Annotated in this window: 15 protein-coding genes; 8 read left to right on the forward strand and 7 right to left on the reverse strand. The window is 64.5% G+C overall.

The genetic code is table 11. The features are described from left to right. Window positions 1–143: 143 nt before the first annotated feature. Together VN047_RS15965 and VN047_RS15970 are read right to left on the reverse strand one after the other, a co-directional pair. Window positions 144–845 (reverse strand): hypothetical protein, encoded by a 702-nt coding sequence (locus VN047_RS15965; protein ID WP_325544368.1) that lies wholly within the window; start codon window positions 843–845, stop codon window positions 144–146. 163 nt (window positions 846–1008) lie between these two features. Next, entirely contained in the window at window positions 1009–1893 is an 885-nt protein-coding gene (locus VN047_RS15970; protein ID WP_325544370.1) for a LysR family transcriptional regulator, read from the reverse strand. A gap of 149 nt (window positions 1894–2042) precedes the next feature. Here VN047_RS15970 and VN047_RS15975 point away from each other — a divergent pair, with 149 nt between their 5' ends. Continuing rightward, window positions 2043–2372: a UrcA family protein gene (locus VN047_RS15975; protein ID WP_325544371.1), complete on the forward strand. Its 330-nt coding sequence runs from the start codon at window positions 2043–2045 to the stop codon at window positions 2370–2372. Between the two features lie 117 nt (window positions 2373–2489). On the opposite strand, the gene VN047_RS15980 is transcribed toward VN047_RS15975, so the two are convergent. After that, on the reverse strand, window positions 2490–3323 hold the full coding sequence (locus VN047_RS15980) for a DMT family transporter (RefSeq protein WP_325544373.1): 834 nt from the start codon (window positions 3321–3323) through the stop codon (window positions 2490–2492). Between the two features lie 227 nt (window positions 3324–3550). Then, a complete protein-coding gene (locus VN047_RS15985) occupies window positions 3551–4111 on the reverse strand; it encodes a peroxiredoxin (RefSeq protein ID WP_325544375.1) in 561 nt (186 codons plus the stop codon). A gap of 254 nt (window positions 4112–4365) precedes the next feature. Here VN047_RS15985 and VN047_RS15990 point away from each other — a divergent pair, with 254 nt between their 5' ends. Beyond that, complete coding sequence (locus VN047_RS15990) at window positions 4366–5214, forward strand: TauD/TfdA family dioxygenase (RefSeq protein ID WP_325544377.1); 849 nt, start codon at window positions 4366–4368, stop codon at window positions 5212–5214. 117 nt (window positions 5215–5331) lie between these two features. On the opposite strand, the gene VN047_RS15995 is transcribed toward VN047_RS15990, so the two are convergent. Both VN047_RS15995 and VN047_RS16000 read right to left on the reverse strand, forming a co-directional pair. After that, window positions 5332–5742, reverse strand: a complete 411-nt coding sequence (locus VN047_RS15995) for a hypothetical protein (protein WP_325544379.1) — start codon at window positions 5740–5742, stop codon at window positions 5332–5334. Between the two features lie 123 nt (window positions 5743–5865). Further along, window positions 5866–6258, reverse strand: a complete 393-nt coding sequence (locus VN047_RS16000; RefSeq protein WP_325544380.1) for a helix-turn-helix domain-containing protein — start codon at window positions 6256–6258, stop codon at window positions 5866–5868. Window positions 6259–6372: 114 nt separating this feature from the next. Between VN047_RS16000 and VN047_RS16005 the strand changes: the two genes are divergently transcribed. The 4 genes from VN047_RS16005 (at window position 6373) to VN047_RS16020 (ending at window position 9529) form a co-directional block, all read left to right on the forward strand. Further along, entirely contained in the window at window positions 6373–7116 is a 744-nt protein-coding gene (locus VN047_RS16005; RefSeq protein WP_325544382.1) for an SDR family oxidoreductase, read from the forward strand. A 71-nt stretch (window positions 7117–7187) separates the two neighbouring features. Beyond that, window positions 7188–8435 (forward strand): 23S rRNA (adenine(2503)-C(2))-methyltransferase RlmN, encoded by a 1248-nt coding sequence (gene rlmN / locus VN047_RS16010; protein WP_325544384.1) that lies wholly within the window; start codon window positions 7188–7190, stop codon window positions 8433–8435. Window positions 8436–8660: 225 nt separating this feature from the next. Beyond that, the gene (locus VN047_RS16015; RefSeq protein ID WP_325544386.1) at window positions 8661–9119 is read left to right on the forward strand and encodes a hypothetical protein; all 459 of its coding nucleotides are present in this window, start codon (window positions 8661–8663) and stop codon (window positions 9117–9119) included. 86 nt (window positions 9120–9205) lie between these two features. Continuing rightward, window positions 9206–9529: a YnfA family protein gene (locus VN047_RS16020; RefSeq protein WP_325544388.1), complete on the forward strand. Its 324-nt coding sequence runs from the start codon at window positions 9206–9208 to the stop codon at window positions 9527–9529. Here VN047_RS16020 and VN047_RS16025 read toward each other — a convergent pair. Continuing rightward, entirely contained in the window at window positions 9526–10239 is a 714-nt protein-coding gene (locus VN047_RS16025) for an arylesterase (RefSeq protein WP_325544390.1), read from the reverse strand. The genes VN047_RS16020 and VN047_RS16025 overlap by 4 nt on opposite strands. A gap of 16 nt (window positions 10240–10255) precedes the next feature. On the opposite strand from VN047_RS16025, the gene VN047_RS16030 reads away from it, so the two are divergent. Continuing rightward, window positions 10256–10957: an ABC transporter ATP-binding protein gene (locus tag VN047_RS16030; protein WP_325544392.1), complete on the forward strand. Its 702-nt coding sequence runs from the start codon at window positions 10256–10258 to the stop codon at window positions 10955–10957. 5 nt (window positions 10958–10962) lie between these two features. Next, window positions 10963–12121, forward strand: a 1159-nt coding sequence (locus tag VN047_RS16035; protein ID WP_325544394.1) for an ABC transporter permease, incomplete at its 3' end; no start/stop codon positions are given.

A 12121-nucleotide genomic window follows, 5' to 3' on the forward strand; every position in this document is an offset into this window, starting at 1 on the left:
GGCGGCGCGATCGCCGACACCTATCGCCTGCGCGGCGCCGCGACGGCAATCGATGCGGCGGCGCTGGGATGCGCGAAGCTCCGCTGAGATTGCGGCGCACCGGCGCCGGATTTCGCGCCGGCCCACCGAATGTCATCCCGTAGCTATTTCTTCAAATCCGCTTCGGGCGCGAAAACGTGAACAACCTCGCCCGCCGCATTCAGGAATTCGATCGCGCCATATCCTTCCGGGGTGACAGTCATCCGTACCCTCGTGCGGTTGCCGGCGTCGGCAAGCGCAACGGTTGGCGTCCCGTCTGCGGCGACGTTCAGCTTGATCCGCGTCGATGTCGGCACGCCCGGAACCAGGCGGTTGCCGAGCGCGGGCTCGCGAACCAGCGGCGGCGCCTGGTTGATCGAGAAGCTGACTTCGCCGTCGGGCGCGACGCGCCAGCCAACCGCGTCCATTGCGGGATGGTCGAGCGCGAGGACCGCCATGCTGCCGTCTTTCAGGTCCGCGACGCCGAAACCGCCACGTTCGCTGCCCTGCGCATCGTACAGGATCAGGCCTGACACATCGAAGACGCGCCTGTACTGGATTCCGTCCACGATCGGAGCCGGCGTCTTGGCCGACAAGGTCATCCGGATCACCCCGTCGTCACCGACAATGTCGATCCGTTTCGCGGTGATCCGATCGTGATCGACCGTCTCGACACGCGTTTCCGGATTCCGGTCGGCGATGACCTTTTCCAGCGCCTCGATCGACGGCCCCGCCCGCGCCGCGACCGGTTCGGCGGCGGCGACGGACGCCGCGCACAACGACGTCGCAAATATGGCAAGATGCAGGGCTGCGAAAGTTCGCGTCACGATAACTCCTCTCAAAATATCGGTTTTTCATGTCTCGCTGCGCCGGCTGGCACAGGACGCTGTCTAGGGACGGAGCCCGATCCCGTCCAATGCGTTTCGTCCCCCGGCCCTCTATCGACTTCCGGGGAGAAACCCGAAGCCGCGATCACCGTGCGATTGCCCTTCAGCCCTTCCGTGCGAGCTTCGTCAGTTCCGCAGCGAGGAAATCGAGGACCAGCCGCACGCGCGGCACATGCCTCAGTCGCTCGTGGGTCAACAGCCAGAGCCCTGTGGTATCCTCGCTCTTGGGCGGAATGCAGCGGATCAGATCGGGTTCGCGCTCGGCGAGAAAGGCCGGCAGGATGGTGAGGCCCATGCCCGCGCGCACGCCGGCGAGCAGGCCGGTTCCGGTATCATATTTCATCACCACCGAATCCTCGAGCCGGTATTGCCGAAGCCAGGCCTGATAGGGTTCCCAGACGCCGCCTCCCCCGCCGATGAAGGGATGCGTGGCCAGTTCTTCCCGGCTGTGCGGGATGCCATGGCGATCGGCGTAATCGCGGCTGCAGTAGAGCGTCCAGGGATTGTCGGCGATCCGCCGCCCGACGAGGCCCGCGCCCGTCGGCTGCTTGCTGCTGCGGATCGCGATGTCCGCCGCACCCCCCGCCAGGTCGCGCGGTTCGTCCGACGTGTCGAGGTGGATATGAATTCCGGGATGCGCCGCGCGAAGGTCGCGCAGGATCGGCGGCAGGATAGTGACCGCGAAAATTTCCATCGTCGTCAGGCTGACCGTAGCGCCGGCATCGCGCGACCGCGCGCCCGCCGCCTCGCCGAAGCGACCGGCGGCATCGCGAACGGCGAGTGCGCTCGCCAGCATCGCCGTACCCACCGGCGTCAGCGCATAGCCAGCCTGCCGCCGCTCGAACAGATTGAGGCCAGTCGCGGCCTCGAGCGCGGCAATGCGCCGTGCGACGGTCGTCTGGCTGACGCGCATGGCCTGCGCGGCCGACAAGGTGCTGCCTGTCTCCGCGACCGCCAGAAAAGCCTTGAGGTCGTTCCAATCATACATGACGTCTTGTGCGTCATAATCGCGCGCGCGACATTCTGCAATTTTGCAGAATAGCCGCGCAACATCGTTGCTCCTTTCTCGTCCGGCGATCGATTATCTGGTGGCTTCACCGGCTTCCTCCCCTCCCAGCCGGCCGATGGAGACACAAGATGAAAAAGCATCTGATCCTCGCCGCCCTTGCTGCCGTATCGATCGGCCAGCCCGTATCGGCGCAAACTGCCCCCGCAAACCCGAGCGTCGCCGTGGCGCACCGCGATCTCGATCTTCGCACCGAGGCGGGCACGAGGGCACTCGATCGCCGAATCTGGCGCGCGGTCGTCGCGGTATGCGGCACCGCGCCCGATTATGGCATCGAAGGCAAGAACGATGTGCGACGATGCCGCCGCGACACGCGCGCCCTCGCTTCGGCGCAAGCCGAGTTGGCGATCGCAAATGCGACGCGCGGGCAACCGATCCGGGTCAGCTCGATCCGCAAATAACCGGCGGGCCCAAGTTGCGGGGCTCGTCAAAGCCGGGGTTGCGATTCGGGCACGGTCGCAGCCCCGGCTTTTTGCCGAATGGGCTAGGTTTCCTTGCCGATACCCTGTCGAGCCTCTCTATCTCGCCGAGAGGCAGACCACCCCCGCTGCCACGACCAATACGCCAAGGAATTTTTGCGGCGTCATCTTTTCGTTCAAAACAAATGTGCCGATAAGCGCCGCAAATACGATACTGGTTTCGCGAATTGCAGAAACGCCACCCATTGTGCTTCGGCTCATCGCCCACACCGCAATGCAATAGCCGAGCGTGCCCAGTACCCCTGCACCGACAACCAATGCGCCCTCTCTTCCGCGCGGCAAGCCGGGGGCGCGTCGTCTGATGACGCCGTAGGATACAGGGATCAGGAATCCCGCCGCAACGGCTTGCCAGGCCGCATAGCTGGTCGCGCTTCGAGACAAGCGGACACCAAGCCCGTCAACAACCATATAGCTGGCGATAAACACCCCTGTTGCAAAAGCTGCAACGGTCGACTTCGCATCCGGGCGACTGGACCCCAGCGTCAACAAGAGGATGCCCGACGAGACAAGACATATTCCCGTGAGCCCGGCGGTGTTCGGTAATTCACCGGCAACCACGGCTGCACCAAGCGTAACCAGCAGCGGCGCGCTTCCACGCGCTATCGGATAGACGCTCGACAGGTCTCCGTCGCGATATGCCCTGACCAGAAACAGGCAATATCCGATCTGAAGCACCGATGACAGAATGAGATAAGGCCAGCTCGCCGCGGCGGGCAGGCCCAGAATGATGGCGAAAGGGAGCGCGGCCATTGCTCCGACCAGACATATGATCGCGAGCGACCAAAAGCGGTCTTCACCGCTCCTGATGATGGCATTCCATACGGCGTGGACGAATGCCGAAGCAAGAAGCAGGCCGATGACTACCGGGGACATTTCGGCCTTTCGATGCAAAGCGCGCCTGAATTTTCGCCCCTTGCGCGATGACGATCCAAACAACAACCATCCAGACGGCGCTGCGGCTTTGGACCGCCCGACGGTCAGCCATCAATATTCGGGCAAAAACTGTATTCGGATAGCGCTGATTTGACAGCTCGCCCTCGAACCCATTGCCAAGATCGGCGACGCAGGGCTCGATCCGCCGGTCTGCACCCCGCACCGGCTCAGCGCTGCCGCGCCTTCCATGCACGAACCGCTGCCATCGTCTTTTCGATATGCGCCTGCGGCTTGCTGTCGGTGTAGCTCAGCAGGATGGTTCCGTCCGGTGCGATCACGAAAGACGTACGGCTCGATATCGCCGCCTGATTGGGCCGCTGGATGGCAGCGTCATATTTCGCTGCAACCTTGGCGCCCGGATCGGCCGCGACCGCGAATTTGTCGCGGCATTCCGATTTCGAAAATTCCGCGACGCGTTCGATATTGCCGGCGGTCACGCCAACGACGCGCGCGCCCAGCCGGTTGAAGTCGTCGCTCGACTCGGCGAACAGATGGGCTTCCATCGTGCAGCCGGGGGTAAAGGCCGCCGGGAAGAAATAGAGCACGACAGGCCCCTTCTTCAGCGTCTGCTTCAACGACAGGCTGAAGGGCTTTCCGCCTTGCGCCGCGCTCAGGGTAAAGTCAGGCGCCTTCGCGCCCTGCTGGAGGGCAGCGATACCCTGCGCCGGCATGGCAGCAAGCGACAGGCCAAGGCCAAATGACATCGCCATCTTGATCAGGATTTTCATCTGGGGTCTCCACCTCGAACAATGGAGGCATGTCCCGCCTCGGACACCCTTTCGCTCCATGTTCGCCGGTATGTGGCAAAAGTTGCGGCTGAGGATGAAGATGAGGAAAAAAGATGGCGCCGTCTACATCGATCGTCGGTGTCGCGGGCCGGCGAAGTGACGGGACGGAGCAGGCCCCGTTGCCGTGGAGCCTCTCGTTTACACCGGGAGTGTTGCCAATTGACCCTGCGTCCCGAACGGCGCAGCATCTGCCCATGACGCTCAAGATCACTCCCAGCGGCCAAGCGTGCGGCGCGCGCGTCACCGGTCTCGACCTGACGCAGCCGCTCGGCGCTGAAACCGTGGCGGAAATCCGCGCGGCATGGCTCGATCACCATGTCCTTGCCTTCCCCGATCAGGTGATGCGCGAGGACGATCTCGAGCGTTTCACCGGCTATTTTGGCGGTTTCGGCGATGATCCCTTCATCCGGCCGATCCCGGGTCACGAGCATATCATCGCGGTAAAGCGCAAGGCCGACGAGACCGCGCCGCTCTTCGCCGAAAACTGGCACAGCGACTGGAGTTTTCAGGAACACCCGCCCGCAGGCACCTGCCTCTTCGGCATCACGATCCCGCCGGTGGGCGGCAACACCGAATTTTCGAATCAGCACGCCGCGCTCGACGCGCTGCCCGCCGACCTTCGCGCGCGCGTCGAAGGATTGCAGGCGATCCACAGCGCGCGCGCCGGCTACGCACCCTCGGGCATGTATGGCGCCAACGACATAGGGCGCAGCATGGATATCCGCTCGGACGCGGAGGCGCTCGACACGCAGTTCCATCCCTTCGTCCGCGCTCATCCCGAAACCGGCCGTCTGGGCCTCTTCGGCTGCGCCGGCTATATCATCGGCTTCGAGGGGCTCGACGACGCCGAAGCCCTGCCTTTGCTCTACGAGCTGATACAGTGGCAGGGCCGCGAGGAATTCCGTTACAGCCATGCGTGGGAACCCGACATGCTGGTCATGTGGGACAACCGCTCGCTCCTCCACCGCGCCACCGGCGGTTACGACGGCCACGACCGCCTGCTTCATCGGACGACGATAGCGGCGTGGGACGGCGCAGCCTGAGGTCCGATCAGAGGCGACGACCGGCTTCGGCCTTAGCGACCGTGGCCGCTTCAAGGTGATCGCCAGTCAGGCGGACCGAGTCACGATGCCCTGCACCGCGCCCCGGGTCCGGGCCAGTCAAAACTGTCCCATGATGCCGATCGCCGCATAGCCGTCGCCCAGATTACCCTTCAGCTTCAGCTTGGGGAGCAGATCGAACGCCGCCGTGCCATAAATTCGGGTCCGGTCGCCGCTGATGCGTGCGCCCGCACCCAGTTCGGCGAGGGCCGGAATCGTTACCGTCGCCTCGGCCTTGGCATAGAGCTTCACTTCGCGCTCGTCATTGTCCGAATGGATCAGCAGTCCGCCGATAGGGCGCAGCGTGATCGGCCCGGCGCGAAGGCCATAGCCCGCGCCCAGTTCGCCGCCCCAATGTCCCTGCGCGCGCGCAAGATTGCCCTCGATCGCGACGCCCTGGGCGCTGGCAGCCACGGTAAAGGTCGAGGCGAAAAGCGCGCCGAGGAGCGCAGCGGATTTGAAAGCTGACAATTTGTCCCCCATGATTTGATGGATCGGGCGACCCTTATGAATGCGATCCCGCGCCCGCAAGCGACCAAACCGGATTCTGCGGCGGAGCGAGTCGATTGATCGACAACCCGGACCGGCACCGCCCTACTCCCGCGAGTCGAAAGCCATCCGTGCCCTCGCCACCTTCTCCAGATTCATTTCCGCCCATACCCAGACGCCGCAAAAGGCCGCGCCGAGACTGTGGCCGAGGTCGGTCAGGCAATATTCGACCTTGGGCGGGACGACCGGGTGGACCGTTCGCACGACGAGCCCGTCGCGCTCCATCTGGCGTAGCGTCTGCGTCAGCATCTTCTGGCTGATGCCGGGAACAAGCCGCGCGAGCGCCGTGAAACGGCAGGTCCCGTGATCCTCGAGCTCCTCAAGCACGAGCAGCGTCCATTTGTCGGCGACTCGACCGATCAGTTCGTTGACGAGCGTTTCGACGCGCGGATCGACCGGGGCGTGGGGATCGTAAGCTATTTTTTCGGCAATGGGCATCGCGGAAAATCCAAATCTCTCTTTTAGGTAACCATGGCACTTTCAGGTGCCTTCTTTCTTTTGGAGAGTATAGGAATATCCAGACCTTCTCACCACCCCGAAGGAGGCAAGACCATGAAGACCAGCGGCAACACCATCCTCGTCACCGGCGGGGGTTCGGGCATCGGCCTCGCGCTCGCGCAGCGCTGGCACGACGCGGGCAACACTGTCATCGTCACCGGGCGCAACGCCGCAAAGCTCGACGCGGCGATCGCCGGCCGGGCGAATATGTCGGCGATGACACTCGACGTAACCGACGCGAATGCGATCGCGGCTTTCGCCAAAGAGGTGATCGCGAAATTCCCGGGCCTCAACATCCTCGTCAACAATGCCGGCGTGATGATGTACGAGGCCGCAGGTGCCCGGCGCGACCTGACCGATGCCGAAACGACCGTGATCACGAACATCCTCGGCCCGATCCGCCTGACCGACGCGCTCGTCGATCATCTGGCGGCGCAAGACGGAAGCGCGATCGTCAACGTCACGTCGGGGCTGGCGTTCGTGCCGCTCCCCAAGGCGCCGACCTATTCGGCGACCAAGGCGGCGATGCACAGCTATTCGGTCGCGCTGCGCGTGCAACTGGAGGGCAAGGTCGAAGTGATCGAACTTGCGCCGCCCGCGGTGCGCACGGAGCTGACCCCCGGGCAGTCGGCGCGCGAAAACTATATGCCGCTGGACGAATTCGCCGACGAAGTGATGGCGCTGTTCGCCAGGGAACCGACACCCGTCGAAATTCTTGTCCAGAATGTCCTGCCGCTGCGCAATGCCGAAGCGAACGGGAATCTGCCGGCGGTGCTGGGTATGCTGGCGGCGCTGTAATCGTCCCCGGAGGAGTCGTTTGACGTCGGGACTGGCGCAAACGGCGCTTCCCCACTATATGGCCGCGCATCATGCAGATTCCCGGCCATATCGACCCCGTCACGACGGGCACCGTCCCGTTGCGCGGCGGCAACCGCATCGACCTTGTCGGGCTGACCCGCGACGCGATCGGCGGCGTGCTCGTCGAGGCCGGGCTTGATGCCAAGGCCGCGAAGCTGCGCGCCAAGCAGATCTGGCACTGGATCTATCACCGCGGCGTCACCGATTTCGAGGCGATGACCGACATCGCCAAGACGATGCGCCCCTGGCTCACCGACCGTTTCATCATCGGCCGCCCGACAGTGCGCGAGGCGCAGGTGTCGAGCGACGGCACGCGCAAGTGGCTGCTCGCCGCCGCCGACGGCCAGGAATATGAGATGGTCTTCATCCCCGACGCCGATCGGGGGACATTATGTGTGTCGAGCCAGGTCGGCTGCACGCTCAATTGCCGTTTCTGCCACACCGGTACGATGCGTCTCGTCCGCAACCTCGGCGCGGGCGAGATCGTCGGACAGGTCCTGCTCGCGCGCGACGCGCTCGGCGAATGGCCGAAGGGCACGATGGCGGGGTTCGGTCCCGATCCCGAGGATGACGACGCCGACGACGAGGCGGGGCATTATACCGCCGACGGACGGATGCTCACCAATATCGTGATGATGGGCATGGGCGAGCCGCTGTATAATTTCGACGAGGTCAAGGGCGCGCTCAAGATCGTGATGGACGGCGATGGCCTCGCGCTGTCGAAGCGCCGGATCACGCTGTCGACGAGCGGCGTCGTGCCGATGATGGCGCGCGCGGGCGAAGAGATCGGCGTGAACCTTGCCGTCTCGCTCCATGCGGTGTCGAAGGAAGTGCGCGACGAAATCGTGCCGCTCAATCGCAAATATGGCATTGAGGAACTGCTGCAAGCGTGCGCCGACTATCCGGGTGCGAACAATGCGCGGCGCATCACCTTCGAATATGTGATGCTGAAGGACAAGAACGACAGCGACGCCGATGCACGCGAGCTCGTCCGGCTGATCAAGCATTATGGCCTGCCTGCAAAGGTGAACCTGATCCCCTTCAACCCCTGGCCCGGCGCCCCGTATGAATGTTCGTCGCCCGAGCGGGTGCGCGCGTTCAGCAGCCTGATCTTCAAGAGCGGGATTTCGGCGCCGGTGCGCACTCCGCGCGGGCGCGACATCATGGCCGCGTGCGGACAGTTGAAGAGCGCGGCGACCAAGCCAACCCGCGCCGAACTCGACCGGATCGCCGAGGAAAAGCAGGCCGCACTCGGCTGACGGCGCGCTTCGCGCTTTTTTTTCTACCTCATAATCGGCAGAAATCTGCGCGTTCGCGGATGCGAGGCCGCATACCTATTCTATACTGTGTGGTAAAAATAACACAGGTAAGAAAATTGTCACATTCTGAACGATCCGTTCATTGAAGCGACAGCCGCGAACGCCATTTAGGGGGCCGGTCGCGACCCAAAGGGCGTGGCCCGATCCAGAAAGAAGGAAAACAAAATGAAGAAATTCGCAGTTGCAGCCGCTCTCCTGACGGCCATCGTTGCAACCCCCGCCATGGCTGCCGAAGGCGGCGAAGCCCGCGTCGAAGTGCGCGGCGGCTACATCACCGGCAGCGGTTTCGACGACGCGACGCTCGGCATCGCCGGCGGCTATGATTTCGACCTCGGCTCGACCGCATTCGGCGGCGCCGAAATCGCTGGCGACAAGGTCCTCGTAGACGGCGCCAAGGTTCAGTTCTCGGCCGGCGGCCGCGCGGGTGCCAAGATCGGCGCCAACGGCAAGCTCTATGCCAACGCCGGTTACACCTTCGGCCAGATCGACGATCCGTATGTCGGTGCCGGCTACCAGCACAAGCTGGGCCAGAACCTGTACGCCAAGGCCGAATATCGTCACCAGTTCATCAACAACTTCGACGACTTCGACACCTTTGCGGTCGGTCTCGGCTTCGCTTTCTGATCCTTTCGGAACAGCGAAACGAAAAGAGAGGGGCGGCCTGCGGGTCGCCCCTTTTCTTTTGCACGCGGTGCCGCCACGGTGCGCCGATGACGGCATTGGCTTATATCGGAGCGGCGCTCGCCGAAATCGCGGGCTGCTTCGCTTTCTGGGCGTGGCTCAGGCTTGACAAGCCGGTATGGTGGATCGCGCCGGGTATCGCGTCGCTGGCACTGTTCGCCTGGCTGCTCACGCTGGTTGACGCCGAACATGCGGGACGCACCTACGCGGCTTATGGCGGGGTCTATATCGTGTCGGCGCTCATATGGCTCTGGGCGGTCGAAGGTGCCAAACCCGACCGCTGGGACCTGATCGGTGCCGCCGTGTGCCTCGGCGGCGCAGCGATCATATTGTTCGGGCCGCGCGGCGGCTAGTCCGCGTCCGGCAGCGCCTGTTCGACGAGCGGCGCCAGCCCCTCGGCCATAACTTTCACCCCCTTGGCGTTGGGATGCATATTGTCGGCGAGCATCAGCGATTTGTCGGTGACGACATTGTCGAGGATGAAGGGATAGAAGCTCACGTCATATTTCGACGCCAGTTCGGGGTAGATGGGGTTAAACTTTTTCGCATAGTCGCTGCCGAGGTTCGGCGCCGCCATCATGCCAGTGAGCAGCACCGGAATCCCGCGCGTCTTCAGTTCGGCGAGCATCGCATCGAGATTGGCGCGCGTCTGGTCGGGGCCGATGCCGCGCAGCATGTCGTTGCCGCCGAGTCCGAGGACGACGAGCGCGGGCTTCGCCTTCGCGTTATCGAGCACATAGGTCAGGCGCTGCCTTCCCGCCGCGGTGGTGTCGCCCGACACGCCCGCATTCTGGACACGCGCGACAACGCCATCGCCAGCCAGCGCAGCCTGCAATTGCGGCGCGAGCCCTTCCTTCGGACCAAGCTGATAGCCCGCGTAAAGGCTGTCGCCGAACGCGATGACCAGCGGTGCATCGGCGGGGATTGTCGCCGCCTTCGGAGTGGCCGGCTTGTCGTTCGTCGATGCCGATGGTGCCTCCGCCGAGCCGCATCCGGCAAGCGGTTGGCAAAGCGCGATCGCACAACCATATATCAAGGCAGAACGCCATCCGGCCGTTTTCATTCCAAAGGGTCCCTTCTTGACCGACGCCACACGACCTTCGCCGGAACTGGCGATCGCCGCCCATAATGTGACGCTCACTTTGGGGAGCGACAAGGCCCCCGTCGAAATTTTACGGGGGGTCGATCTGGAAGTTCCCGCCGGTACGTCGGTCGCGCTGCTCGGCCCGTCAGGGTCGGGCAAAAGCTCGCTGATGGCAGTGCTTGCAGGGCTCGAACGCGCCGGTGGCGGCACGATCAATGTCGCCGGGCTCGATTTCGGTACGATGGACGAGGATGATCTGGCGCGCGCGCGCCGAGGGCGGATCGGCATCGTTCTCCAGGCATTCCACCTGCTGCCGACGATGACCGCGCTCGAAAATGTCGCGGTACCGCTCGAACTGGCCGGGATCGCCGACCCCTTCGGACGCGCTGCCGCCGAACTGGAGGCGGTCGGGCTAGGCCACCGCCTGACCCATTATCCAGCGCAACTATCGGGCGGCGAGCAACAGCGTGTCGCCATCGCGCGCGCGATGGCGAGTTCGCCCGCGATCATCTTTGCCGACGAACCCACGGGCAATCTCGACACCGCGACCGGCCACGCGATCATCGACCTGATCTTTGCGCGGCGCGCGGCGCTTGGCGCGACGTTGCTCATCATCACCCACGACCCGGAACTCGCCGAACATTGCGACCGCGTCGTCGTGATGCACGACGGGCGGATCGAAGAGCGGGCGGCCTGAACCGCATGCTGCCGCTTGCCACGCTCTGGCGGATCGCCCGCCGCGATCTCGCGACGCACATCCGGGGCCTGCGCCTGCTCGCCGTGTGCCTCTTTCTCGGCGTCGCGACGCTTGCGGCGATCGGCAGCCTGACGCGCGGCATCACGTCCGAGCTCGAAGTGCGCGGGCAGACGATCCTCGGCGGCGATGTCGAGTTCAGCCTGCCGCAGCGCGAGGCAACCGCGGACGAAATGGCGGGATTCCGCCGCGTCGGCACGCCCTCCGCCACCGTCCGGCTGCGCGCGATGGCAAACGATCCCGATGGTGAGGCGTTGCTGTCCGAATTGAAGGCGGTCGATGGCGCCTACCCGCTCTATGGCACGATGCGGCTGGAAAGCGGCGCGCGCAAAGGTCCGCCGCCCCCGGGCGGTATCTGGATCGGCAAGGATCTCGTCTCGCGGCTCGACCTGAAGGTCGGCGAACGCGTCAAGTTCGGCGAAAAGAGCTTCCTGATCGACGGCGTGATCGCCGAGGAGCCCGACCGTCTGGGCGAAGGCTTCACGCTCGGCCCCGTCGCGATGATCGGGCTGGCCGACCTGCCCGCGACGCAGTTGATCCAGCCGGGCAGCCTTTACGAAAGCAAATATCGCGTGCGCTTGCCCGAAAGCGCGAATGCCGAAGCGGTCGGCAAGGCGCTGACCGCCGAGTTCCCCGATGCAGGCTGGGACATCACCGACAGCAGCAATGGCGCGCCGGGCACACGGCGCTTCATCGAGCGCATGGGGCAGTTCCTTTCGCTCGTCGGGTTGGCTGCGCTGGTGATTGCCGGGATCGGCGTCGGCAACGGGGTTGCGAGCTATCTCGCGGGCAAGCGCCCGGGCCTCGCGACATTGAAGGTGCTCGGCGCCGACAGCGGCACGGTCGCACGCATCTATGGCCTGCAGATCCTCGCGGTCGCGGCGGTGTCGATCGTCGCGGGGCTGATCGTCGGAGCGCTTGCTCCCGCGATCATCGGCGCGATTGCGGGCGATGCGCTGCCGGTCAAACCGGGCATCGCCATCTATCCGCTGCCGCTCGCCGTCAGCGCGGCCTATGGCCTGCTCATCGCGATCGCTTTCGCGCTGCCGCCGCTTGCGGCGACACGCCACATCCCCGCCGCCGGCCTCTATCGCGCGACCGTCAGCG

Source organism: Sphingopyxis sp. (genome assembly GCF_035565275.1).
Classification (GTDB): Bacteria; Pseudomonadota; Alphaproteobacteria; order Sphingomonadales; family Sphingomonadaceae; genus Sphingopyxis.